The organism is Yersinia intermedia, assembly GCF_900635455.1.
Taxonomy (GTDB): Bacteria; Pseudomonadota; Gammaproteobacteria; order Enterobacterales; family Enterobacteriaceae; genus Yersinia; species Yersinia intermedia.
This window is the reverse complement of the sequence record NZ_LR134116.1, coordinates 3826262-3851240: the sequence shown is the minus strand read 5'-3', so window position 1 is coordinate 3851240 and position 24979 is coordinate 3826262. Positions and strand designations below refer to the sequence as shown.

The following is a 24979-nucleotide window of genomic DNA, read 5'->3' as shown; positions in this document are numbered from 1 at the left end:
CAATACCTGTATTACCCAATAACATCCCCTAGTTGAAATATCGGTAAATACATCGCAATCACTAGAACCCCGACGATACTGCCAATAATTAACATCAACAGTGGCTCTAACATTTGAGTGAGATTATCGGCTAAATCCTGTGTTTTTTGCTGATGCCAACTTGCTAATTTTTCTAATAACACATCCAATGCGCCAGATTCCTCACCCACACGAACCATTTGTTGGCATAGCGGTGGGAATAGACGATGTTGTTGTGCAAGGGCGGTATGCAGCGGCTCGCCTTGATTGATCTGTTGTTGAATATGCCTTAATGCTTGCTGATAGGCACAGTTATTGATGGAAAGGAGCGCGGCATCCAATCCGGCCGTCAGCGGTAATCCAGCATGTTGCGTGATGGCTAATGTTTGAAAAATTTGGCTAAGGCAGCCCCCACGAATTAATGTGGAAATGAATGGGAGGCGTAATAACAACGTTTGCTCCCATTGTTGTACGTGCGCCTGACGCCGCCGAGCATAAAGGTATCCCATACATATTGATGTTAATAACACAGCAATATATGGCCCGTAAGCAGTAAGAAATACTGAAATCAGCAACAATGTGGCTGTCAGTGTGGGTAATGGTGTATCAAATGATTGATAAATCTGCGCAAATTCAGGCAATACCATGACCAGCATAACCAGGCTAACAACCATTGCGATAATGCAGACAAATACTGGATATTTGAGTGCTTTAATCACTTTCTTCTGCAGTTTTTGCTGCCGTTCCTGGTGCTGTACCAACTGAATACAGCACTGTTCAAGGTTACCCGTGAGTTCCCCCATCGCAATTACTGGAGGATATAATCGGGGAAAGGTATGTGGATAACGCGCCATCGCTTCAGATAGTGATAGCCCCTGCGAAACCTGTTGGCTTATGTCCTGCAATAAGCACCGCCATGGTAACGCATCTATTTCTTTCGCTAGCAGTTGCAAGCTATTGACCAAAGGCAGACCGGCTTGCAGCAGCGTCGCCAATTGGCGAGTAACAGCCACCAGACGCTCACCTCGCCAATAACTAATTGATAATTGCTTGCCACCCTTAACATTTAATGGTTGTAGCCCTTGGCGGAACATTTGCTCATAAACAATATTTCGCTCGGTTGCTAATTGCGTGCCAGTCTGTAATTGGCCTTTATTATCAATGGCTTTCCAGTAAAATAAACGCTGGTGGCTCACGATGTTGCCTCGGGTTCTTTCAGGGTTCCTACAACACGATTAATTTCACTAAGTGTAGTAACACCACTTTCGACTAATGCCAAACCAGCAGAAAGCAATGTGACTTGTTCCTGCTTTTGCGCAATCTGAGTGAGTTTTGCCGGGCTGACATTGCTGAGCAAGGCATGTTGAATTTGCGGAGTTACACTCAGCATTTCGTAAATACCCGTGCGTCCATAATAACCTGCACAGCAGTGTTCGCAGCCCACCGCCAGATAATGCTGTAATGGACTCGGCCAAACGCCTGCCGGAGCCTGAAAAAGGCTAGGAGAGGCCTGACGACAGTGTAGGCAGAGCCTGCGAACCAGTCGTTGGGCGATAACTAATGTCAGGCTCGATGCAATTAAGTGACGTTCTATTCCCATTTGTGTCAGGCGTATTAGGGTTTCAGACGTTGAGTTGGTATGCAGTGTTGAAAGTACCAGATGCCCGGTTAAAGCGGCCTTAACTGCTATCTCAGCAGTTTCATTATCGCGAATCTCGCCGAGCATAATCACATCAGGATCCTGCCGTAGCATCGCGCGTAATACACAAGAAAAATCCAACCCAATCCTATTGTTAGTTTGAGTCTGATTTATGCCATCAGCCTGGATCTCAATAGGATCCTCAACACTACAGATGTTTCTTTGCGGTTGATTGAGTTGGTCTAAACTGCAATACAGCGTCACTGTTTTTCCGCTGCCAGTAGGCCCAGTAACCAGAACTAAGCCTTGCGGAGCAGATAATGCGCGTGTGAGTTGTTGGTGGGCGATAGTATTCAACCCCAGATTAGCCAGTGTAGGTTGTTGATGAATATTCAATATACGTAGCACCACTTTTTCACCGAACTGTACGGGGAGAGTGGCTATTCTTATGGAGTAGCGAGTGCCATTTAGCACTAAAGCTAGTTGACCATCTTGCGGCAACCGTTTTTCAGCGATATTCAATTTAGCCATGACTTTTAGGCAACTGCTGATGCGGCTGGCTAATTCTGCTGTGGGGGCCGGGGATTCGTGTAGAACGCCATCAATTCTGAAACGAATACGATAATGATGCTGATAAGGTTCAAAATGGATATCTGATGCACGTTTCTGAATCGCCAGCCTGAGTGTTTGAGTTATAAATTGAATAACGGGGGTATCACTTTCATTATCCAGCAACGTTTCATCTAAGTCCTTTGGCGGCAGTAAAGATAAGTCGCCTCTTGCTCGTTCTTTCTCTTGTCGCGATACACCTTGGCTATTTGGGGTAGATTTTACATCCCGGTTTAGTGGCTCTTTTGCTGATGACTCAAGGTTTAATGACTGTTCAATCTTGGCCTCAGGCCAATATTCTACGGTGATTTTACGCCCATAAGTAAAACGCAGGGCAGTTAATAATTCGTCACTTACTGGCTTTGATGATGCGATAGACAGGTTTTTGCCATCAAGTTTTAAGGCGATTGCCCTATAACGACGACAGAGTTTGTGCAATTCAGTGCTGATTCGCTCGGGTTGGTGTGCCATAAATTCAGTCATTTCATTAAACCTTATCATTGAAGCGGAACACGGTCTTACAGCTATCAGCAAGATTGTTATCTACGGTGGTACATGTTCTGGTCCAGACGATATTTCCACTACTACTGAATGTGGGAGTCATCGCTAGAGTCAGGTCGGCAAGGGTATGTTGACCGGTAAAACTAATCACCCCTTTATCAATGGTTGTTGCACTGACATAACGCGATGATTGTCCGGCCGGTATGCCGTTATTGCCCGCACTACAGTTATCGAACTTGGCATGCTCCAGAGCACAAAGCTCCACGGCCATTTTGTAGGGGACGATGGCTTGTAACATATCGGTGAGTGCGGCTTTTTGGATATAGCGCTGGTAGGAAGGAATACCAATACCGCTGAGCACTGCAATGACGGCGATGGCGACCATTAATTCAATTAAGGTAAAACCCTGTTGCTTATTCATTTGCCACTTTCCTTGTGTGTGAAAACGAGGCAAGAGTGCAGCTTTTTTATTGATAGCAACAGGGGCATTACATCGATTTGCGAAGCAGGCTGTCGAGTATTTAGGTTGTTACAGTGGGGTCACAGATATCTTCGGCGATGCTCGCAAAAACAGAATTCGAATCTGCTAATGGCTATCATCGGCCGAAGATAATTTGATAGGCTTATTGAAATCGCATGGAAAGGTCTAATGCGGTAACGTGTTTGGTTAGTGCGCCGACCGAGATGAAATCAATACCTGTTTCGGCATAGCTTCGCAGAGTTTCTAGCGTAACGTTGCCAGAAACTTCCAGTTGTGCGCTCTCTTGGGTCTTGGCAAGCTCATTACGCATGAGTACAGCATCACGCATCATTGGAATAGTAAAGTTATCCAGCATAATGATATCGGCACCTGCGGTTAATGCTTGCTGTAATTCATCAAGGGATTCAACTTCAACCTCGACCGGGACATCGGCATGAATCCAAAATGCTTTAGCAACCGCTTCTTTAATAGAGCCAGTAGCAATAATGTGATTTTCCTTGATAAGGAAAGCATCCGACAAACCGAGTCGGTGATTATTGCCGCCACCGCAGAGGACGGCATATTTCAAAGCGGTACGTAGCCCTGGCAAGGTTTTCCTGGTATCGAGTAATTGTGTATGTAGCCCAGAAAGCTCCGCTACATAGCGGCCAACCTCGGTAGCGACACCGGATAAGGTTTGTAAGAAGTTAAGTGCAGTGCGTTCACCCGTAAGTAGGGTACGGGCAGGGCCAGTCAGATGGCAAAGTACCTGATTGGCTGTCAACTTGTCGCCATCCTTAACTAACCATTCAACTGCCACTTGGGCGCCAAGTTGAATAAACACTTCATTCAACCAGCGCTGACCACAAAAAATACCAGCTTCGCGTGTAATAATCGTGGCATTGGCTTGTTTATCCGCTGGGAGCAATTGTGCGGTGAGGTCGCGGTCTGCATTAACCTCACCACCAAGGTCTTCGCTCAACGCTTGGGCAACAGTTGACGGGATATCACATTGAATTCGTTCCAATAGCTCGGCACGGCGGCTGTCGGCATTATAGCTGCGAGTCGGCATAGAAAACTCCGAAAGGGCGGATAGATAATAGTTCAAACATGCTACTCTGTTGCTGGCTGAAGTGCCATAAAAGAGCCAGTTGAAGTGTACTATTAGGGGGCTTAGATAAGCAATGCAGTTAGAGAATGGCTGGATTTCAGGGGTTAAACGGGTTGTTTCCCCCATTTTGATCAACGGCCAGAAGGCGAGTTACCTTCGCTGCTGGTAATTCATAATATCAGTTTGCCCCCTGGCGAGTTCGGTGGCCCATACATCGATCAACTCTTCACTGGCACACTAAATGCTGATGAACATCCTTATTTTGCTGATATTGTTCATTTGCGAGTTTCAGCCCACTGTCTGATTCGTCGTGATGGTGAAATTATTCAATATGTTCCGTTTGATCACCGCGCCTGGCATGCTGGAGTATCGAGCTTTGGTGGGCGTGAGCGGTGTAATGATTTTTCGATAGGGATCGAGCTGGAAGGAACGGATGTGTTACCGTTTACGTCCGCACAGTATCGTAGTTTGAATGAGATAAGTGCGCTGTTGTTTGCCAATTATCCGATAACCATTGATCGGGTGGCGGGGCATAGTGACATTGCGCCACAACGTAAAACCGACCCTGGTCCCGCTTTTGATTGGGCGTTGTATCAGCAGAATTTGGTGAAGTTATCATCGCCATCGTAATGTGGGCGATTTAGTCTTTACCGCAGGTTCGTTGTCGAGGGATCATCTGCTCGTCGCCTGTTTTTATCGTTTGGTTTATGCATGCCGGGAGGCATATGCCCTGTTCAGGGCTGGTTAAGTGCTAAAGGGAGAATAAGAGCTAATGACACTGTTTACGCTGCTGCTGGTACTAGCATGGGAGCGCTTGTTTAAACTGGGCGAACATTGGCAGTTAGATCATCGCCTTGAAGTCGTATTTGCGCGTTTACATCGCTTTTCGTTGGCACAAACTATTTTGCTGACCGCTGTGTGGATGGCCTTGGTATGGCTGATTTTGCAGTTAGTGCAGAATATCTTGTTTGGTTTCCCCCTGTTGTTGATTTGGATTCTGATTTGCCTGCTGTGTATTGGTGCGGGGGGCATTCGTAAACACTATCGAGCCTACCTTAAAGCTGCACGCCAAAATGATGCTCATGCCACCGATAAAATGGCAGTGGAGTTAGCGTTAATCCATGGTTTACCCATGGATAGCGGAGAGAAAGCTCGCTTACAATCCCTGCAAAATGCCTTGTTGTGGATAAACTTCCGGTATTATTTAGCCCCTATATTCTGGTTCGTTGTGTGTGTTAACTATGGCCCTGTGGCGCTAGCGGGTTACGCGATGTTACGCGGATACCAAACTTGGTTAGCCCGGCACCATACGCCTTTGCAGCGTTCTCAATCTGGTATTGATCGTCTGTTACATTGGCTGGACTGGATACCTGTGCGGTTGGTGGGCGTGGCATATGCCTTATTGGGGCACGGCGAAAGAGCATTACCAGCCTGGTTTGCCTCACTAGGCGATTTCAGAGCTCAGCAGTATCAGGTTCTGACTCAATTGGCGCAGTATTCTTTGGCTCGTGAGCCTCATTTAGACCCTGTACAGACGCCAAGAGCTGCGGTCTCGTTGGCACGAAAAGTGACACTAACGGTGATTGTAGTGGTGGCTTTACTGACTATTTACGGTGCACTGGTGTAGTTTTCTGATTTACGGCACTGGCCGGAGAGTTTGTACTCGGCCAGTGCCATCTCAACGGAATATGATTAATTAGCCCGCATTTATTAATGTGATAATTTGGCCAGTTTCACGCGTGGGTTGTCTGCCGGTGGTTCGCCGAAAACCGGCATACCTTGATTATCCTAACTGATGGTTTTGATGCGAGGATGGCGAGTCAGTCGAACATGGTTTTGTTAAACAATAAAATAAACGGGCCAGCGCTGTGGCTGACCCGTTAGCTATGATGTTGTCAAATTCCCCAGAGAAACCTGCTTTTCTGCTATCAGGATTTCGCGCGTTGGTTGCGATTTTTCAGGATATAGCCAACAGCCAGTAGCAATACCCAAGCTGGAATCAACAACACAGAAATCTGGATGCCCGGAGTCAGATACATAATGATCAAAATGCCGGTTAGGAACAGCAAGCACAGGTAGTTGCTGAACGGATACCAGAAGGCTTTGAACTGTGGAATAACACCTTGGCGGTTTTTAGCTGCACGGAATTTAAGGTGCGCGAGGCTAATCATCGCCCAGTTGATTACCAACGCCGATACCACCAGTGCCATCAGTAATTCGAAGGCTCGGCCTGGAATCAGATAGTTAATCAATACACAGAAAGCGGTGGCAAATGCAGAGACGGCGATCGCAATAACAGGTACACCGCGACCATCGACTTTCAGCAGCATTTTCGGGCCGTTGCCTTGTTTGGCTAAACCAAACAACATGCGGCTATTGCAGTAAACACAACTGTTATAGACCGACAATGCCGCTGTCAGTACCACGATATTCAATACAGTTGCAACCACATTACTGTTCAATGCATGGAAGATCAGTACAAATGGGCTGCCGCCTTCGACCACTTTCCCCCATGGGTAGAGTGATAATAAGATTGCCAGAGAACCGATATAGAACAGCAGGATACGGTAGATAACCTGATTGGTTGCTTTGGGGATGCTTTTAGCAGGGTTCTCTGCTTCTGCGGCGGTAATCCCAACTAACTCAAGGCCACCGAAGGAGAACATGATCACCGCCATGGCCATAACCAAGCCCATGATCCCGTTAGGGAAGAAGCCGCCTTGTGCCCACAAGTTAGTCACAGTGGCTTCCGGGCCGCCTTGCCCGCTAAGTAGTAACCATCCACCGAACAGAATCATTGCAATGATAGCGACCACTTTAATGATGGCGAACCAAAACTCCATTTCACCATACACTTTGACATTCGCCAGGTTGATGGCATTGATGGCTAAGAAGAAGACCGCCGCTGACACCCATGTCGGGATCTCCGGCCACCAATATTGTACATAGATACCTACAGCAGTCAGTTCGGCCATCGCCACTAACACATACAGTACCCAGTAGTTCCAACCGGAAGCGAAACCGGCAAAGTTCCCCCAATATTTGTAAGCAAAGTGACTAAAAGAACCCGCTACTGGCTCTTCGACTACCATTTCTCCTAACTGGCGCATAATCAGAAACGCGATAAAGCCGCCGATTGCATACCCCAGTAGCACTGAAGGCCCCGCCATTTGAATGGTTTGCGCGATACCAAGGAATAATCCGGTACCAATTGCGCCACCTAAGGCAATAAGCTGTATGTGGCGGTTTTTAAGCCCCCGCTTTAGCTCTGCACCTTCTTGTTGAACACTCATTGTTGCATCCTCTGTCGTTGTCACTTTTAGCTGGCAAACCCGTCATCTTTCAAACTGCAATGTATTGGCTGTACTCGTTACTCGGCTCATCCTTGGGATTACCGCCTTCCCGCCACTTGAAATCTATTGGGTATAAATAGGTGCTGTTTGCTATGCGTAAGGTTTTGATTACATTATTTGTATTATTTTGTTTACGGTGGCTTTTCTAGGAATTTTCTCTTTAGGCTACCGTTTAAAAGAGAATAGTGGTAGGCGAGAATTATTGCATCTGCTTTTTATTTTAATCGGCGAAGTTTTAGCCAAAACAGCAAGAAAAATGTTGATGCGTGATCAAGCTGTTGTTTTGAGGAAAAGTAGGAATGCGCTTTTTTTGGTTAAAAAGCCACCAGTGAGCCATTTTTATAATGGTCATACCAGTTTTAAGGGGCGAAACAGAGGGATACAGACTTTTCTTATTTTGTTTTGAATATAAATTCAAATTTATAGGTTTTATATTCACAAATAAAATCACTTTACCGCTTCAGCTTGCCTAATTATCCGTTTCATAAAAGTTAAAACTCGCTCATATCAAGTAATGGTATTACCACTGCTACGTTATCACTTTGCATTGCTTTATCGGTGAAGTTGTTAAAATGTGCTGGGTTTCATGATTTTGGTCAAGGTCCGTATGGACAGCTAGTGAATACTTTGTTACTTTATCGTCACGTTTTTGAAATTGGTATTACCAATTGACTCCGCGCTACTCGCAGAGACGATTCACTCAATACGGCTTACAGCGCGACTTACACAAATTATGGCCTACAACAAAATACGTCAGCCCAAATTATCAGATGTCATCGAGCAGCAGCTCGAATACCTGATCTTGGAAGGGACGCTACGCCCTGGTGAGAAATTACTGCCTGAGCGCGAGTTGGCGAAGCAATTTGATGTTTCCCGACCTTCTTTGCGAGAAGCAATTCAGCGCTTAGAAGCTAAGGGACTGCTATTGCGTCGTCAGGGGGGCGGGACTTTCGTGCAAACCAATCTGTGGCAAAGCTTTAGCGATCCGCTGGCAGAACTACTTGCTGACCATCCAGAAGCACAATTCGATCTGTTAGAAACCCGTCATGCCCTCGAAGGTGTTGCTGCCTATTATGCAGCATTGCGCGGCACTGATGAAGATCTGCAACGTATCCGTGAATGCCATACTGTTATTCAGCAAGCGCAGGATAACGGCGATTTAGATGCTGAGGCAGATGCCGTTATGCAGTATCAAGTGGCTGTCACAGAGGCTGCGCATAATGTGGTTTTGCTGCATTTACTGCGTTGCATGGGGCCGATGCTGGAACAAAACGTAAGACAGAACTTTGAATTGCTTTACTCGCGCCGCGAAATGCTGGCAACAGTAAGCAGTCACCGCGCCGGGATTTTTGAGGCGATTGTGGCACGCGAGCCAGAGAAAGCCCGCGAAGCTTCACACCGTCACTTGGCGTTTATTGAGGAGATTCTGTTGGACCTCAGTCGGGAGCACAGTCGCCGTGAGCGATCTTTGCGTCGGCTCCAACAGCGCAAGGACTAGAAACGAATCATTCAGGTTGCGCCTCTGCAAGACCTCAATAACTCGTTTTATACCCCTCGTACTTGAAGCTACAGGGTTGTTAGCTGCGTGAACTCACCCGAATCACTGACTTGGGTCAGCTCATCGAGATTCGTTCTCTGGCAGCGCTGCCGTAACTCCAATTTCGTTGGGTAGTTATTCTCATTTGAGAATTATTAGCGGCAACTAAACTGATGGGCCTATCTTCCGGTGTTTTCACCAGGGCACGTGCTTTAGCCTGGGGTTAAAGCACAGGAAGATAGGCTCCAAATAAACCATTAGAAACAGATAAGGAATACCACCATGTCAGAACGTTTAAATAATGACGTGGATCCGATCGAAACCCGCGACTGGCTACAGGCGATCGAATCGGTCATCCGTGAAGAGGGTGTTGAGCGTGCTCAGTATCTGATTGATCAGGTTTTGGGCGAAGCCCGTAAAGGTGGTGTGAGCGTTGCGGCAGGTTCTGCCAGCCGTGATTACATCAACACCATCCCGGTAGAAGACGAACCCGCTTACCCTGGCAACCTGGAGCTTGAGCGTCGTATTCGCAGCGCTATCCGTTGGAATGCCGTGATGACCGTGTTGCGTGCGTCGAAGAAAGATCTGGACTTGGGCGGCCACATGGCATCCTTCCAGTCTTCCGCTACCTTCTACGAGGTTTGCTTCAACCACTTCTTCCGCGCTCGTAACCAAAAAGACGGCGGCGATCTGGTTTACTTCCAGGGTCACATCTCTCCAGGTGTTTACGCACGTGCTTTCCTTGAAGGCCGCCTGACTCAAGAGCAAATGGATAACTTCCGTCAGGAAGTTGATGGTAAGGGGCTATCTTCTTACCCGCACCCGAAACTGATGCCTGAATTCTGGCAGTTCCCAACTGTATCGATGGGCCTTGGCCCAATCAGTGCAATCTATCAGGCCAAGTTCCTGAAATACCTCCATCACCGTGGTCTGAAAGACACTGCAGCACAGACCGTGTACGCCTTCCTGGGCGACGGCGAGATGGATGAGCCAGAATCCAAAGGTGCGATCACCATCGCGACCCGTGAAAAACTGGATAACCTGGTCTTCGTTATCAACTGTAACTTGCAGCGCCTTGATGGCCCGGTTACTGGTAACGGCAAAATTATCAATGAGCTGGAAGGTATCTTCAGTGGTGCTGGCTGGCAGGTGCTGAAAGTGATTTGGGGGAGTCGTTGGGATGAGCTGCTGCGTAAAGATACCAGCGGTAAACTGATCCAACTGATGAACGAAACACTGGATGGTGACTACCAGACCTTTAAATCCAAAGACGGTGCGTATGTCCGCGAACACTTCTTTGGCCGTTTCCCTGAAACTGCTGCATTAGTGAAAGACATGAGCGACGATGAGATCTGGTCTCTGAACCGTGGCGGTCATGATCCGAAGAAAGTCTTTGCTGCACTGAAAAAAGCACAAGAAACCACCGGTAAACCTACTGTTATCCTGGCCCACACCATTAAAGGTTACGGCATGGGCGAAACAGCAGAAGGTAAAAATATTGCTCACCAGGTGAAGAAAATGAACATGGAAGGGGTTCACCACTTCCGCGATCGTTTCAATGTGTCAGTTGCCGATGCTGATATCGAAAAACTGCCTTACATCACCTTTGATAAAGATTCTGAAGAAAACAAATATCTGCATGAACGTCGTCAGGCGCTGGAAGGCTATGTGCCAACCCGTATGCCTAAGTTCACTGAGAAGCTGGAAATCCCTGCGCTGTCAGATTTCAGCTCCTTGCTGGAAGAGCAGAATAAAGAGATTTCTACCACTATCGCTTTCGTGCGTGTGCTGAACGTGATGCTGAAGAACAAATCTATCAAAGACAGAATTGTTCCAATCATTGCTGACGAAGCGCGTACTTTCGGTATGGAAGGTCTGTTCCGTCAGATTGGTATTTACAGCCCGAATGGTCAGCAGTACACCCCGCAAGACCGTGAACAGGTTGCTTACTACAAAGAAGACGAGAAAGGCCAGATCCTGCAAGAAGGGATCAACGAACTGGGTGCTGCCTCTTCATGGCTGGCTGCTGCGACCTCATACAGCACCAATGATCTGCCAATGATCCCGTTCTACATCTACTACTCCATGTTCGGTTTCCAGCGTATCGGTGACCTGTGCTGGGCTGCGGGTGACCAACAGGCGCGTGGCTTCCTGATCGGTGGTACTTCAGGTCGTACTACTCTGAATGGTGAAGGTCTGCAACATGAAGATGGTCATAGCCACATTCAGTCACTGACTATCCCGAACTGTATCTCTTACGATCCAGCTTATGCTTATGAAGTTGCTGTCATCATGCATGACGGTCTGGAGCGTATGTACGGCGAAGCGCAGGAAAACGTCTATTACTACCTGACCACGCTGAACGAAAACTACCACATGCCAGCAATGCCACAGGGCGCAGAAGAAGGTATCCGTAAAGGTATCTACAAACTGGAAACTGTTGCAGGTAGCAAAGGCAAAGTGCAGTTGATGAGTTCAGGTGCAATCCTGCGTCACGTTCGCGAAGCGGCTCAGATTCTGGCTAACGACTACGGTGTTGGTTCTGATGTGTACAGCGTAACTTCATTCACTGAACTGGCTCGTGATGGTCAGGATTGTGAGCGTTGGAACATGCTGCACCCAACAGAAACGCCACGTGTTCCTTATGTGGCTCAAGTCATGAACGACGCACCAGCAGTTGCTTCAACTGACTACATGAAGCTGTTCGCTGAACAAATTCGTAACTTCATTCCTGCCAGCGAGTTCCGCGTTCTGGGTACAGATGGTTTCGGCCGCTCTGACAGCCGTGAGAACCTGCGTCACCACTTCGAAGTTGATGCTTCTTACGTTGTGGTTGCAGCTCTGGGTGAATTGGCTAAACGCGGTGACATCGACGCCAGCGTAGTTGCGCAAGCAATTACCAAGTTTGGTATCGACGCCGATAAAGTTAACCCGCGTCTGGCATAAGAGGTAAAGAACAAATGGCTATTGAAATTAACGTACCAGACATCGGTGCAGATGAAGTGGAAGTCACCGAAATTATGGTGAAAGTAGGCGATACCGTTGAAGCGGAACAGTCACTTATCACCGTTGAAGGTGATAAAGCTTCCATGGAAGTCCCATCACCGCAGGCGGGCGTAGTTAAAGAAATCAAAATTGCAGTTGGCGATACTGTCGCGACCGGCAAACTGATGATGATCTTTGAAGCAACAGGTGCCGCTGCGGCACCTGCGAAAGCGGAAGAGAAAGCGGCAGCCCCTGCTCAGGCAGCGGCTTCTGTGACCAGTGCTGCGAAAGACGTTGCGGTGCCGGATATCGGTTCTGACGAAGTTGAAGTCACCGAAATTATGGTCAAAGTGGGCGACACTGTTGCGGCTGAACAATCACTGATCACTGTAGAGGGCGATAAAGCCTCTATGGAAGTGCCAGCGCCATTCGCCGGTACCGTTAAAGAGATCAAAATCAGCACTGGCGATAAAGTCAGCACTGGTTCTCTTATCATGGTATTTGACGTGGCAGGTGCTGCGGCACCCGCTGCGGCAACTGAGTCAGCCCCGGCAGCAGCACCGGCAGCGGCAACAGCCTCTGCGGTTAAAAATGTCGACGTGCCAGACATCGGCGACGATGAAGTTGAAGTGACTGAAGTGATGGTTAAAGTCGGCGATAAAGTTGCCGCTGAACAATCACTGATCACCGTTGAAGGCGATAAGGCTTCAATGGAAGTACCGGCACCGTTTGCGGGTACAGTTAAAGAGATCAAAATCAGCACTGGCGACAAAGTTAAAACCGGCTCGCTGATTATGGTGTTCGAAGTGGAAGGCGCAGCCCCTGCTGCCGCGCCTGCCCAGCAAGCGGCTCCTGCTGCGGCACCGGCTAAAGCGGCCACCGCTCCCGCCGCGAAAGCTGAGAGCAAAGGCGAGTTCGCTGAGAATGACGCTTACGTGCATGCCACGCCGGTTATCCGCCGTTTAGCGCGTGAATTTGGCGTAAACCTGGCGAAAGTGAAAGGTACCGGCCGTAAAGGTCGTATCCTGCGCGAAGACGTTCAGGCCTACGTGAAAGATGCGGTCAAACGTGCTGAAGCAGCACCAACTGCTGCCACTGGCGGCGGTCTGCCGGGCATGCTGCCTTGGCCGAAAGTTGATTTCAGCAAGTTCGGTGAGATTGAAGAAGTTGAATTAGGCCGTATCCAGAAAATCTCTGGTGCGAACCTGAGCCGTAACTGGGTCATGATCCCTCATGTGACCCAATTCGATGAAGCGGATATCACTGAAGTTGAAGTGTTCCGTAAGCAACAGAACATCGAAGCTGAGAAGAAAAAACAGGATCTGAAAATCACCCCACTGGTGTTCCTGATGAAGGCGGCTGCCAAGGCGTTGGAAGAGTTCCCACGTTTCAACAGCTCTATTTCTGAAGATGGTCAGAAACTGACACTGAAGAAATACATCAATATCGGTGTGGCGGTTGATACCCCTAACGGTCTGGTTGTTCCAGTGTTCCGTGATGTGAACAAAAAGGGTATTGTCGAGTTGTCTCGCGAGCTATCTGTTATTTCCAAGAAAGCGCGTGATGGTAAATTGACTGCATCTGACATGCAAGGCGGTTGTTTCACTATCTCCAGCCTGGGCGGTATCGGCGGAACGGCGTTTACGCCAATCGTCAATGCGCCAGAAGTGGCTATCTTGGGTGTGTCTAAATCATCCATGAAACCAGTCTGGAATGGTAAAGAGTTTGCGCCACGTCTGATGCTGCCTCTGTCTCTGTCCTTCGACCACCGTGTGATCGATGGCGCAGCAGGTGCTCGCTTCGCAGCCTATATCGCGACCATTATGGCTGATATTCGCCGTTTGGTGATGTAATCGCCAAGGCCGGCTTCGTGCCGGCCTTGTTTTTATATAGATTAGGGTTGTTGAGACACTCGTCACTCGATGTTGCTTTTCAGATTATTAACAATTCTGTAAACTGCTCGCGGTGCAAGCGTCCCGGTGGATGAAGGGCGTTATGAAATTAATTAGCCTAATATATTCGATAGATTTCAAAATGATGTCTGACCCGCCGGACAAACAATTAAGAGGTCATGATGAGTACTGAAATTAAAACTCAGGTCGTGGTACTTGGGGCAGGTCCAGCAGGGTACTCTGCTGCTTTTCGTTGCGCGGATTTAGGTTTAGAAACCATTCTGGTTGAGCGTTACTCTACTTTGGGTGGTGTTTGCCTGAATGTGGGTTGTATCCCTTCCAAGGCATTGTTGCACGTTGCCAAAGTTATCGAAGAAGCTAAGGCGCTGGCTGAACACGGTATCGTTTTTGGTGAGCCTAAAACTGACATTGATAAAGTCCGTGTCTGGAAAGAGAAAGTTATCAATCAGTTGACCGGTGGTTTGGCAGGTATGGCTAAAGGCCGTAAAGTCAAAGTGGTTAATGGTTTTGGTAAATTTACTGGCGCGAACACCTTAGTGGTTGAAGGTGAAAATGGCCCAACTACGATTACCTTCGATAACGCGATTATCGCCGCCGGTTCTCGCCCAATCCAACTGCCATTTATTCCTCATGAAGACCCACGAGTTTGGGACTCAACTGATGCACTGGCACTGAAAACCGTTCCTGAACGTCTGCTGGTTATGGGCGGGGGCATCATCGGTCTGGAAATGGGTACGGTTTACCATGCGCTAGGCTCGAAAATTGATGTGGTAGAAATGGCTGACCAGGTTATTCCGGCTGCTGATAAAGACGTGGTGAAAGTCTTCACCAAGCGCATCAGCAAGCAGTTTAACCTGATGCTGGAAACCAAAGTGACGGCGGTAGAAGCCAAAGAAGATGGTATCTATGTCACGATGGAAGGCAAAAAAGCGCCAGCAGAACCACAGCGCTATGATGCCGTTCTGGTAGCTATTGGCCGTGTACCTAACGGCAAATTGCTGGATGCCGGTCAGGCTGGCGTAGAAGTTGATGAACGTGGCTTTATCCACGTTGATAAACAACTGCGTACCAACGTGCCGCATATCTTTGCTATCGGTGACATCGTGGGTCAGCCAATGCTGGCACATAAAGGTGTGCACGAAGGCCATGTTGCTGCTGAAGTTATCTCCGGCCTGAAACATTACTTCGATCCGAAAGTCATTCCATCTATTGCATACACTGAACCTGAAGTCGCATGGGTGGGTCTGACCGAGAAAGAAGCGAAAGAAAAAGGCATCAGCTTTGAGACCTCCACCTTCCCGTGGGCGGCATCGGGCCGTGCTATCGCTTCAGATTGCGCAGACGGTATGACTAAACTTATCTTCGACAAAGAAACTCACCGTATTATCGGTGGTGCCATTGTCGGGACTAACGGTGGTGAACTGTTAGGTGAAATCGGTCTGGCGATCGAGATGGGTTGTGATGCGGAAGATATCGCATTGACCATCCATGCTCACCCTACCTTGCATGAATCTGTCGGTCTGGCAGCGGAAATCTACGAAGGTAGCATTACCGACTTGCCTAACCCGAAAGCGAAAAAGAAATAATTTTTGCGGATACAGTAAGATAATGAAGCGGCTCCTTAACAGGGGCCGTTTTTTTGTTTAAAGGTTTCTATCACCCAGGTATTTTTATTGAACTTGTTTTTCTTATCGATCAAACATTGGCCCCGCCCGTAGTTGACTGGGTGAAATATGAAAGGTACGCCGCAGTGCGGTGGCAAAATTGGCCGGGCTGGTATAGCCAGCAATGGCGGCGGCTTGATCGATACTGATCCCTTCTTTTTGTAATGCCAGCATGGCCCGCTTTAAACGACAATGGCGCAGATATTCAAATACCGTAATGTGGTAATTTTCACGAAAACGTCGCTGCAACGTGCTCTGGCTCATATTCACCAGACTGGCTAATTCACTCATCGATAGGTGGTCAGCCTCGCCACTTTCCAGCCAGTCACGTACCTGCTGAACCCGGTTCAACCCGCGTAATGAGATTTTATTTTGCTGCTGAGCTTGCTGCTCTAGTGAGCTGAACGCTTCAATGATCAGCCCAATACATTGTGTTTCCCATTGCAGTCGCTCCAGTGGCGTTGAAAAGGGTTTGGCGCTCGCTATTTTCTGAGCAATGGCTTGCGAGTGAACCGATGGACGCCATAAATGAATCGCCAGGTGCTGTTGGGTAAAGTTATACAGCGTATCCCATGCGCCAGCTTGTGGCAGCAAATCGCCATACAGCCATTCGCGGTCAAAAGTCAGTGTTAGCGTGCGCTCGTGACGGTTGTTTTTACCGTGGCGGGTAAACAGGGTGTTTTCAGTTAACGAAACCAACGAAGCATCGCCTTTTTCCTGCAAATGCAACTGTTGACCGCCGAATGAGACATGCGCGCTGCCGTTAACCACAATAGCCAGCTTCAGTGCTGGATTAAGCCGGCTTTGTGTCTTGATATCACAGAGGTTGGTGACATTCGCGGTATGTAAAATCAGATGTGGGTTCAGACGCAATACTTGAAAATCGCCAAACAATACCGGGTCAGTGGGCAATGACTTCACGCTGCTCAGTTGATAATCACTGGCAACCAGATTCGATTGTTGCACAATTTGTTCACGATAAATCGGTTTGGATGAGGGAGAGACATTGAGCAATTTGTTTTTCTTCACCGTCGACATGATGAACTCTCCACTGACATTGACGTTATGACAAACAGATTTGCTGTTTGCACAAACCTTTTTCCTACATGCAAATGTAACAATTAGCGCGATGAATTGATAATGAAAATAATTATCAATCTTGTTCGTTTTTGTTGCCCCATGAATAGATTGCCAGAGATTTTACTGTGCGGATATTTGCTGTGGGCTTTTTTGCATCAGGGGAAAATGTAATGAAAGTAAAATGGCAACGGCGTTCTCTGACGACATTGATGGGTATCTGCATATCGACTCCGCTCTGGGCACAAACTCAAGCGGCAAATCAAACTGAGTCCACAGCAGCGACACAGACGACAGCGCAAACAACCGTCACCACATCGCAGCAAGAACCTACCGCGGCAGATGGGGCGGCAACCACCGGTGATACGCTGGTGGTGACCGCTCAGCAGCAAGTTCGTCAAGCGCTGGGGGCATCAACCATCACCGCAGACGATATCCGCAAACGGCCACCCGCGAATGATCTGTCCGAAATTATCCGCACCATGCCTGGCGTTAACCTTTCCGGTAACTCCGCCAGTGGTCAACGCGGCAATAATCGCCAAATTGATATTCGTGGTATGGGGCCAGAAAATACATTGATTATGATCGATGGCATACCGGTTTCGAGCCGTAATGCGGTGCGTTATGGCTGGCGTGGTGAACGTGATACCCGTGGTGACACCAACTGGGTTCCCGCGAACATGGTTGATAAAATCGAAGTCTTACGCGGCCCGTCAGCGGCACGCTATGGCAACGGTGCCGCAGGTGGCGTGGTGAATATCATCACCAAACAACCGGATAAAGAGTTACACGGTAGTTGGAACGCCTACATGAATATGCCACAGCACAGTGAGGAAGGGGCGACCCGCCGTACCGACTTCAGTCTGATGGGGCCGTTAAGCGATACTGTCAGCTTCCGCCTATACGGTGGCTATAATAAAACCGATGCTGATGATTGGAATATTAACTCAGGCCATGAATCTGCCCGTACCGGTAACCAGGCCGGGACACTGCCTGCTGGCCGTGAAGGGGTACGAAATAAAGACATCAACGGGTTACTGCGTTGGGAATTCGCCCAAGGCCAATCTCTGGAGTTCGAGGCAGGTTATAGCCGTCAGGGGAATATTTATGCCGGCGATACGCAAAACACGAACAGCAATGCCATTGTTCGCAGCTTATATGGTGCGGAAACTAACGTTATGTACCGCGATAATTTCTCGCTAACACACCGTGGTTTTTGGGATAACGGCGTCAGTACAACCTCCTATTTTCAGTATGAGGATACGCGTAACTCACGAATTAATGAGGGGCTGGCGGGGGGTACAGAAGGCATATTCTCAAATAAATATTTCAGTACTATCAAGTTGGACAACTATTTAGCCCACTCTGAGATTAACCTTCCATTTGAATTGGGTGTTAATCAGGTGCTGACCGTGGGGGCGGAATGGAATGACCAGAAAATGAACGACCCCAGTTCCAATACCCAAACAACGAGTGAGGGTGGCAGTGTCAGCGGCTTGACAGGGACTGGGCGCAATACTCGTAGCTCGGCGCAGATAGCCTCGGTATTTGTTGAGGATAATATCGAGTTGACGGATACCACTATGCTCACCCCAGCACTGCGTTTTGATCATCACAGCACGGCGGGAAGTAACTGGAGTCCGGGCCTGAACCTGTCACAGGAACTGGGTGATTACTTCACCATGAAAATGGGTATCGCCCGTTCCTATAAAGCGCCAAACCTCTATCAAACCAATCCGAACTATCTGCTGTATAGCCGTGGTCAAGGTTGCTATGGCGGTGGCGGCAGTTGCTACTTGATGGGCAATGATTCTCTGTCTGCTGAAACCAGCGTAAACAAAGAGATCGGGTTCGAGTTCCACGATGACGGCATTATTGCTGGTATCACTTACTTCCGTAATGATTATCGTAATAAGATTGAGCCGGGTTTGGTCTCCCTTGGGACTGCCAGTGGTGGTACCGGTGCTTATGCTAATTCCGATATCTTCAAATGGAGTAACGTGCCGAAAGCATTGGTGGAAGGGCTGGAAGGTAACCTGACCGTACCATTCACCGAGACGGTAGAATGGCGCAGTAATCTGACCTACATGCTGGAGTCGAAGAACAAAAGCACCGGCGATTACTTATCGATTACGCCGGAGTTTACCTTAAATAGTTCACTGAACTGGCAGGCAACTGATGATTTGTCACTGCTATCCACCGTGACCTGGTATGGGCGTCAGAAGCCGAAAAAATATGACTATCAAGGTCTGCCGGTCACAGGTACGGCACGTAATGAAGTCAGCCCTTATGCCATCTTTGGTCTCAGTGCTAGCTATACAGTGACAAAAAATGTCAGTGTCACCACCGGGATTGAAAACCTGTTCGACAAGCGCCAATTCCGTGCCGGGAATGCTCAGAACGTAGCCGGTATCGCGGGGGCGGGGGCGGCGACTTACAATGAACCGGGCCGGACATATTTTGTTAGCTTGAATACCCAATTCTAAATGCCCTTCCTACTAGGAGCATAACGTCTTTTGGCAAAGCAGAAACAGTCATTATCGGCTGTTTCTGTTTCATTTATCGCCACAATATTTTCCCTTCGTTATTTATCGCCCTAAAAGTCATATCGATAGCACGAGATCCTCACAGAGAGATGGTATCCATTCATTTACTATGGTTATCTTACAGCGATGTTTTTTGCGGGAATTGCCCTGCAGTAGGGGGCTAACTGAGAGCGGCTATCAATACTTCAGGTGATTACACTGCGCTCAACGATTCAGCAAAAATTTAATGTTGCTTTTATGTGAACGAATTAACACGGAGTTCAAATACTGATATGCTGGCTGAGCGAAACTGGGCATCTTACCTACACCTGGTGCATCAGTGATGATGGCTGGTGGCTACTGATAGCCTGGAAATATACCCAATAGATTTCAAGGTGCAGGCAGGCTGCCAACGAGAGAGTCCCGATGAGCTTACATAAGTAAGTGATTCGGGTGAGCGAGAGCAGCCAACACATCTGCGGTTTGAAAGATGATGGGTATAAATGACAATAAAAGCGAGGAGAGAGTCGTGCTAGAAGAATACCGTAAGCACGTAGCTGAGCGTGCTGCTGAGGGCATCGTCCCCAAACCATTAGATGCATCACAAATGGCCGCGCTGGTTGAATCATTAAAAAATCCGCCTGCGGGCGAAGAAGAATTCTTGTTAGATCTGCTGATCAACCGTGTTCCACCTGGTGTTGATGAAGCAGCCTACGTTAAAGCCGGTTTCCTGGCGGCGATAGCCAAGGGCGAAGCCAGCTCCCCTCTGATTAACGCTGAAAAAGCGATTGAACTGCTTGGCACCATGCAGGGTGGTTATAACATTCATCCGCTGATTGATGCGTTAGATAACGAAAAGCTGGCCCCGATTGCGGGCAAAGCGTTATCTCACACCTTGCTGATGTTTGATAACTTCTACGATGTAGAAGAAAAAGCCAAAGCGGGTAATCCACACGCCAAGAAGGTGATGCAATCCTGGGCTGATGCCGAATGGTATCTCTCCCGCCCTGCGTTAGCCGATAAGATCACTGTCACAGTATTTAAAGTGACCGGTGAGACCAACACCGATGATTTGTCTCCGGCACCAGATGCCTGGTCACGCCCAGATATTCCATTACATGCCTTGGCGATGCTAAAGAATGCCCGTGAAGGTATTCACCCGGATCAACCGGGTAGTGTAGGCCCGATCAAACAGATCGAAGAACTGAACAAAATCGGTTTCCCGTTGGCCTACGTCGGCGATGTGGTCGGCACTGGCTCTTCCCGTAAATCCGCCACTAACTCCGTGTTGTGGTTTATGGGTGATGACATCCCTCATGTGCCAAACAAACGCGGCGGTGGCGTGGTGCTAGGCAGCAAAATCGCCCCGATCTTCTTTAACACCATGGAAGATGCTGGTGCGCTGCCAATTGAAGTGGATGTTGCCAATCTGAATATGGGCGACGTGATTGATATCTTCCCGTATTTGGGCGAAGTACGCCGCCATGATACCGGTGAGATACTCGCAACCTTCGAGCTTAAAACAGACGTATTGCTAGATGAAGTACGCGCTGGTGGCCGTATTCCACTGATCGTTGGCCGTGGCTTGACCACCAAAGCTCGTGAATCACTGGGTCTGCCAGTTAGCGAAGTATTCCGTGTGGCGAAGCCGGTTGCCAAAAGCAATAAAGGCTTCTCGCTGGCACAGAAAATGGTTGGTCGCGCATGTGGCGTTGAAGGCGTGCGCCCAGGTGAATACTGCGAACCTAAGATGACCTCGGTCGGTTCACAGGACACCACTGGCCCGATGACCCGTGATGAGCTGAAAGACTTGGCATGTCTGGGCTTCTCTGCCGATTTGGTGATGCAGTCATTCTGCCATACTGCCGCTTATCCTAAGCCTGTTGATGTGACCACTCATCATACTTTGCCTGATTTCATTATGAACCGTGGTGGTGTATCACTGCGCCCAGGTGATGGCATCATCCACTCGTGGTTGAACCGCATGCTGTTGCCAGATACGGTGGGTACTGGTGGTGATTCCCATACCCGCTTCCCTATTGGGATCTCCTTCCCGGCAGGTTCTGGTCTGGTGGCCTTTGCAGCAGCAACCGGTGTAATGCCGCTGGATATGCCTGAATCTGTATTGGTGCGTTTTAAAGGTGAAATGCAACCGGGTATCACTCTGCGTGATCTGGTGCATGCTATTCCTTACTACGCAATCCAGGAAGGCTTACTGACGGTTGAGAAACAGGGTAAGAAGAACATCTTCTCTGGCCGTATTCTGGAAATTGAAGGTTTGCCAGAGCTGAAAGTCGAGCAAGCGTTCGAACTGGCTGATGCCTCTGCTGAGCGTTCTGCTGCCGGTTGTACCATTAAACTGGATAAAGCGCCGATTATCGAATACCTGCAATCCAATATCGTCTTGTTGAAGTGGATGATTGCGGAAGGCTACGGTGACCGTCGTACGTTGGAGCGCCGTGTTAATGGTATGGAAAGCTGGCTGGCGAATCCAAATCTATTGGAAGGCGACGCCGATGCGGAATATGCAGCGGTGATCGAAATCGATCTGGCTGATATCACGCAACCTATTCTGTGTGCGCCAAACGATCCAGATGATGCCCGCTTATTGTCTGATGTGGCGAATAGCAAGATCGATGAAGTGTTTATCGGTTCTTGTATGACCAACATCGGCCATTTCCGCGCGGCAGGTAAGTTGCTGGATCAACACAAAGGCCAATTGCCAACACGTTTGTGGGTTGCACCGCCGACCAAAATGGATGCCGCGCAGTTGACCGAAGAGGGCTACTACAGCGTCTTTGGTAAGAGTGGTGCCCGTATTGAGATCCCAGGCTGCTCACTGTGTATGGGTAACCAGGCTCGCGTTGCGGATGGTGCGACGGTTGTTTCTACGTCAACCCGTAACTTCCCGAATCGCTTGGGTACCGGTGCGAATGTTTATCTGGCTTCGGCAGAACTGGCGGCGATCGCGTCATTGCTGGGGCGTTTGCCAACGCCTGAGGAATATCAAACTTATATGGCTCAGGTTGATAAGACCGCAGAGGATACTTATCGCTACCTGAACTTCGATCAGTTGAGCCAATATACTGATAAAGCTGACGGTGTTATCTTCCAAACCGCCGTCTAAACAGCGATACCCTTTGTCTTTGGCGTTACAGGGTTGTTAGCTTACCGCCTACCTGTAACACCAATTACGTTGGGTATGATGTATAATCCGTATCTGACGGGAGGCCAATGGCCTCCCGTTTCTATTTTAAACAAATCGTCTGGTAGTGAAATCTTAGCGGTATTTACCGGCTTTGCGAGCTTGCGCCAAGTGGGTGGGCTAAATACGGTTACAATAATTATAAGAGCATCAGGAGGGCATGCTATGGACTATGAATTCTTGCGTGATCTAACAGGGCAAGTACTGGTCAGATTCTCCATGGGACATGAAGTGATCGGCCATTGGCTCAATGAAGAGATTAAGGGCGATTTGGCGAAACTGGATCAAATTGAAGCCGCCGCCATGGAAGTGAAGGGCAGTGAGCGGCAGTGGCAGTTGACCGGTCATGAATATACGTTGTGGCTGGATGGGGAAGAAGTGATGGTTCGTGCCAATCAACTGGATCTTGACGGTGATGAGATGGAAGAGGGCATGAATTACTATGATGAAGAAAGCCTCTGCCTGTGCGGGTTAGAAGACTTTCTATTGGTATTGAAAGGCTATCGTAGCTTCATCATTTCTAAATAAAATATTTACTCAAAAAACTTGGAGTCGCTACCTACTTGCGGCTTCAAGTCCGAAGGGGATTGCGGCTGGCAGACCAGCACAGCAGAGAACCGACTACCACCATCGCCACTCCGGGCCAGAACGCGGCTGAGGGCTGGGTATTGAGCCACAAGCTGGCAATCAATATCGAGAGCAGTGGTGTGAAATAGGACAACGCAGCCACTAATGTGGCATTGCCCTTTTTCATGGCAATATCCCAACACAGATAGGCCAGCGCAGTGTTGGCGCCCATCAGTAATAGCTCAAAGGTGGCGCGCTGGGTGAAATGCAACTTGCCGGGGGTCAGCATAAAGAACATGACCCACAAACACAGGGCGCAGGCGAGTAAAAACAGCGGCAACGCCCCTGGCCCCTGACTGTACAAACGAACCAAATTGGAATAAGCCGCCCAGGTGAACGCCGCGATAAGTGCCAGGCTGTAGGCCAGTGGGTTACTGCTGACATTGGCACTCAATACGCCGATATCTAGCCCATCCCCCCCACTGACTACCCAGATTACACCGAATAGAGCCAGTGCTGCGCCCGGCCATAACCACCAACGGGCGCGCAGTTTAAGCAGCGGAACCGCTAATAGCAGGGTTAAACTTGGCCACAGGTAATTGATCAGGCCAATCTCCAGTGTCTGCTGACGGTCATTAGCCATACCAATAGCCAAAGCGAACGCCACCATATACACCACAAATAGCAAACCACAACCGTACAGATAAGCTGGATGCTGCCCACGCAGCGTAGGTTTACCCGCCACCAACCACACCAATACCCCGCTCACGCTATAAATTGCCGCCCCCGCGCCAAACGGACCCAATGTTTCAGATAGGCCGCGTGTTAAAGCGACACTCATGCTCCAAAGCAGGATTGCAATGATGCCATACAGGGTGGGGAGGCGGTTCATTCGAGGGGCCATTCCTTGCAGTGGAGGGAATAACCGGGCAAAAAGAACCATGCCCGGTTAATCAGTTTCTTTGTGACTTATTATTGATTAATAACCTATAAATACAAATGATTATCAGCAATCTATCACATTTCTGGCAAATTACGCCCGTAGTAAATTTCCTGCATTTCTTTGTATAACAGGCGAGTAATACGTTCTCGTTCTTCTGCGTTCAGCTCTTCTGGCTTGGCGTTAAACAGGTAATGCTTCAAATCGAAGTCTTTCAACATCATTTTGGTATGAAAGATGTTTTCTTGATAAACATTCACATCCATCATGTAATACAACGATTTCATATCGTCTGACATAAAGTTCTGAATCGAGTTGATTTTATGATCGATAAAATGCTTAACCCCATTGATATCACGGGTAAAACCCCGCACACGATAATCCATCGTAACAATGTCGGACTCTAACTGGTGGATAAGGTAATTCAGGGCTTTAAGCGGTGAAATTACGCCACAGGTTGAGACTTCGATATCTGCGCGGAAAGTGCATAACCCCCCTTCAGGGTGGCTTTCTGGATAGGTATGGACACAGATATGGCTCTTGTCCAGATGGGCCACTACTGCATTTGGTAGCGGGCCGGGGTGCTCAGAGGTATCAACATCGCACGGATCGACCGGCTCTTCGCTAACCAGAATGGTGACACTGGCTCCCTGAGGGTCGTAATCCTGACGTGCGATATTCAATATATTCGCGCCAATGATCGAGCAGGTTTCGCTCAAGATCTCGGTCAGGCGGTTGGCATTGTACTGTTCGTCAATGTAGGCGATATAGCCATCGCGGTCGTCTGCGGTCTTGGCATAACAAATATCGTAAATACAAAAACTCAGGCTCTTGGTCAGGTTGTTGAAGCCGTGTAGTTTAAGCTTGGACAATTT

At 48.6% G+C, this 24979-nt stretch carries 16 protein-coding genes and 1 pseudogene; 9 read left to right on the top strand and 8 right to left on the bottom strand.

Translation table 11 applies throughout. The annotated features are described in order from the left end of the window. Positions 1-11: 11 nt before the first annotated feature. The 4 genes from hofC to nadC form a co-directional block, all read right to left on the bottom strand. On the bottom strand, positions 12-1214 hold the full coding sequence (hofC, locus tag EL015_RS17665) for a protein transport protein HofC (protein ID WP_032905465.1): 1203 nt from the start codon (positions 1212-1214) through the stop codon (positions 12-14). Then, positions 1211-2749 (bottom strand): type II secretion system protein GspE, encoded by a 1539-nt coding sequence (gene gspE, locus EL015_RS17660; protein WP_005181455.1) that lies wholly within the window; start codon positions 2747-2749, stop codon positions 1211-1213. The genes hofC and gspE overlap by 4 nt, the downstream gene beginning before the upstream one ends. Positions 2750-2753: 4 nt before the next feature. Further along, positions 2754-3188 carry a prepilin peptidase-dependent pilin gene (gene ppdD, locus EL015_RS17655; protein ID WP_005181460.1) on the bottom strand — a complete coding sequence of 145 codons (435 nt, stop codon included), beginning with the start codon at positions 3186-3188 and terminating at the stop codon, positions 2754-2756. 202 nt (positions 3189-3390) lie between these two features. Then, positions 3391-4299: a carboxylating nicotinate-nucleotide diphosphorylase gene (gene nadC / locus EL015_RS17650; RefSeq protein ID WP_005181464.1), complete on the bottom strand. Its 909-nt coding sequence runs from the start codon at positions 4297-4299 to the stop codon at positions 3391-3393. A gap of 112 nt (positions 4300-4411) precedes the next feature. On the opposite strand from nadC, the pseudogene ampD reads away from it, so the two are divergent. Both ampD and ampE read left to right on the top strand, forming a co-directional pair. Further along, positions 4412-4968 (top strand): annotated as a pseudogene (gene ampD, locus EL015_RS17645) (1,6-anhydro-N-acetylmuramyl-L-alanine amidase AmpD). Between the two features lie 142 nt (positions 4969-5110). Further along, on the top strand, positions 5111-5965 hold the full coding sequence (gene ampE, locus EL015_RS17640) for a beta-lactamase regulator AmpE (RefSeq protein ID WP_005181469.1): 855 nt from the start codon (positions 5111-5113) through the stop codon (positions 5963-5965). A 301-nt stretch (positions 5966-6266) separates the two neighbouring features. Here ampE and EL015_RS17635 read toward each other — a convergent pair whose 3' ends face one another. Next, positions 6267-7631, bottom strand: coding sequence for an amino acid permease (locus tag EL015_RS17635; RefSeq protein WP_005181472.1), 1365 nt, complete (start codon positions 7629-7631; stop codon positions 6267-6269). A 793-nt stretch (positions 7632-8424) separates the two neighbouring features. Between EL015_RS17635 and pdhR the strand changes: the two genes are divergently transcribed. The 4 genes from pdhR (at position 8425) to lpdA (ending at position 15712) form a co-directional block, all read left to right on the top strand. After that, positions 8425-9189 carry a pyruvate dehydrogenase complex transcriptional repressor PdhR gene (pdhR, locus tag EL015_RS17625; protein WP_005181476.1) on the top strand — a complete coding sequence of 255 codons (765 nt, stop codon included), beginning with the start codon at positions 8425-8427 and terminating at the stop codon, positions 9187-9189. 321 nt (positions 9190-9510) lie between these two features. Continuing rightward, positions 9511-12174, top strand: coding sequence for a pyruvate dehydrogenase (acetyl-transferring), homodimeric type (gene aceE / locus EL015_RS17620; RefSeq protein ID WP_005181479.1), 2664 nt, complete (start codon positions 9511-9513; stop codon positions 12172-12174). A gap of 14 nt (positions 12175-12188) precedes the next feature. Beyond that, the gene (gene aceF, locus EL015_RS17615) at positions 12189-14066 is read left to right on the top strand and encodes a pyruvate dehydrogenase complex dihydrolipoyllysine-residue acetyltransferase (protein ID WP_005181482.1); all 1878 of its coding nucleotides are present in this window, start codon (positions 12189-12191) and stop codon (positions 14064-14066) included. Between the two features lie 221 nt (positions 14067-14287). Further along, on the top strand, positions 14288-15712 hold the full coding sequence (gene lpdA, locus EL015_RS17610) for a dihydrolipoyl dehydrogenase (RefSeq protein WP_050086092.1): 1425 nt from the start codon (positions 14288-14290) through the stop codon (positions 15710-15712). Positions 15713-15814: 102 nt separating this feature from the next. Here the strand turns inward: lpdA and EL015_RS17605 are convergent, their stop codons facing one another. Then, positions 15815-16828, bottom strand: a complete 1014-nt coding sequence (locus tag EL015_RS17605; RefSeq protein ID WP_005181485.1) for a helix-turn-helix domain-containing protein — start codon at positions 16826-16828, stop codon at positions 15815-15817. Between the two features lie 212 nt (positions 16829-17040). Here EL015_RS17605 and EL015_RS17600 point away from each other — a divergent pair, with 212 nt between their 5' ends. The 3 genes from EL015_RS17600 to yacL all read left to right on the top strand — a co-directional run bounded on the left by EL015_RS17600 (position 17041) and on the right by yacL (position 23125). Then, entirely contained in the window at positions 17041-19353 is a 2313-nt protein-coding gene (locus EL015_RS17600) for a TonB-dependent siderophore receptor (RefSeq protein WP_032905466.1), read from the top strand. Positions 19354-19921: 568 nt separating this feature from the next. Continuing rightward, positions 19922-22519 (top strand): bifunctional aconitate hydratase 2/2-methylisocitrate dehydratase, encoded by a 2598-nt coding sequence (gene acnB, locus EL015_RS17595; protein WP_005181489.1) that lies wholly within the window; start codon positions 19922-19924, stop codon positions 22517-22519. Between the two features lie 243 nt (positions 22520-22762). Beyond that, positions 22763-23125, top strand: coding sequence for a protein YacL (gene yacL / locus EL015_RS17590; protein ID WP_032905467.1), 363 nt, complete (start codon positions 22763-22765; stop codon positions 23123-23125). A 43-nt stretch (positions 23126-23168) separates the two neighbouring features. Here the strand turns inward: yacL and yddG are convergent, their stop codons facing one another. Further along, positions 23169-24056, bottom strand: coding sequence for an aromatic amino acid DMT transporter YddG (gene yddG, locus EL015_RS17585; protein ID WP_005181492.1), 888 nt, complete (start codon positions 24054-24056; stop codon positions 23169-23171). Positions 24057-24181: 125 nt separating this feature from the next. Continuing rightward, a complete protein-coding gene (speD, locus tag EL015_RS17580) occupies positions 24182-24976 on the bottom strand; it encodes an adenosylmethionine decarboxylase (RefSeq protein ID WP_005181495.1) in 795 nt (264 codons plus the stop codon). Positions 24977-24979 lie beyond the last annotated feature (3 nt).

Bases quoted from the DNA above. Each gene is read 5' to 3' on its own strand.
- gspE (WP_005181455.1), bottom strand. From the start codon at position 2,749: ATGACTGAATTTATGGCACACCAACCCGAGCGAATCAGCACTGAATTG.
- ppdD (WP_005181460.1), bottom strand. From the start codon at position 3,188: ATGAATAAGCAACAGGGTTTTACCTTAATTGAATTAATGGTCGCCATC.
- nadC (WP_005181464.1), bottom strand. From the start codon at position 4,299: ATGCCGACTCGCAGCTATAATGCCGACAGCCGCCGTGCCGAGCTATTG.
- ampE (WP_005181469.1), top strand. From the start codon at position 5,111: ATGACACTGTTTACGCTGCTGCTGGTACTAGCATGGGAGCGCTTGTTT.
- EL015_RS17635 (WP_005181472.1), bottom strand. From the start codon at position 7,631: ATGAGTGTTCAACAAGAAGGTGCAGAGCTAAAGCGGGGGCTTAAAAAC.
- pdhR (WP_005181476.1), top strand. From the start codon at position 8,425: ATGGCCTACAACAAAATACGTCAGCCCAAATTATCAGATGTCATCGAG.
- aceE (WP_005181479.1), top strand. From the start codon at position 9,511: ATGTCAGAACGTTTAAATAATGACGTGGATCCGATCGAAACCCGCGAC.
- aceF (WP_005181482.1), top strand. From the start codon at position 12,189: ATGGCTATTGAAATTAACGTACCAGACATCGGTGCAGATGAAGTGGAA.
- lpdA (WP_050086092.1), top strand. From the start codon at position 14,288: ATGAGTACTGAAATTAAAACTCAGGTCGTGGTACTTGGGGCAGGTCCA.
- EL015_RS17605 (WP_005181485.1), bottom strand. From the start codon at position 16,828: ATGTCGACGGTGAAGAAAAACAAATTGCTCAATGTCTCTCCCTCATCC.
- EL015_RS17600 (WP_032905466.1), top strand. From the start codon at position 17,041: ATGAAAGTAAAATGGCAACGGCGTTCTCTGACGACATTGATGGGTATC.
- yacL (WP_032905467.1), top strand. From the start codon at position 22,763: ATGGACTATGAATTCTTGCGTGATCTAACAGGGCAAGTACTGGTCAGA.
- yddG (WP_005181492.1), bottom strand. From the start codon at position 24,056: ATGAACCGCCTCCCCACCCTGTATGGCATCATTGCAATCCTGCTTTGG.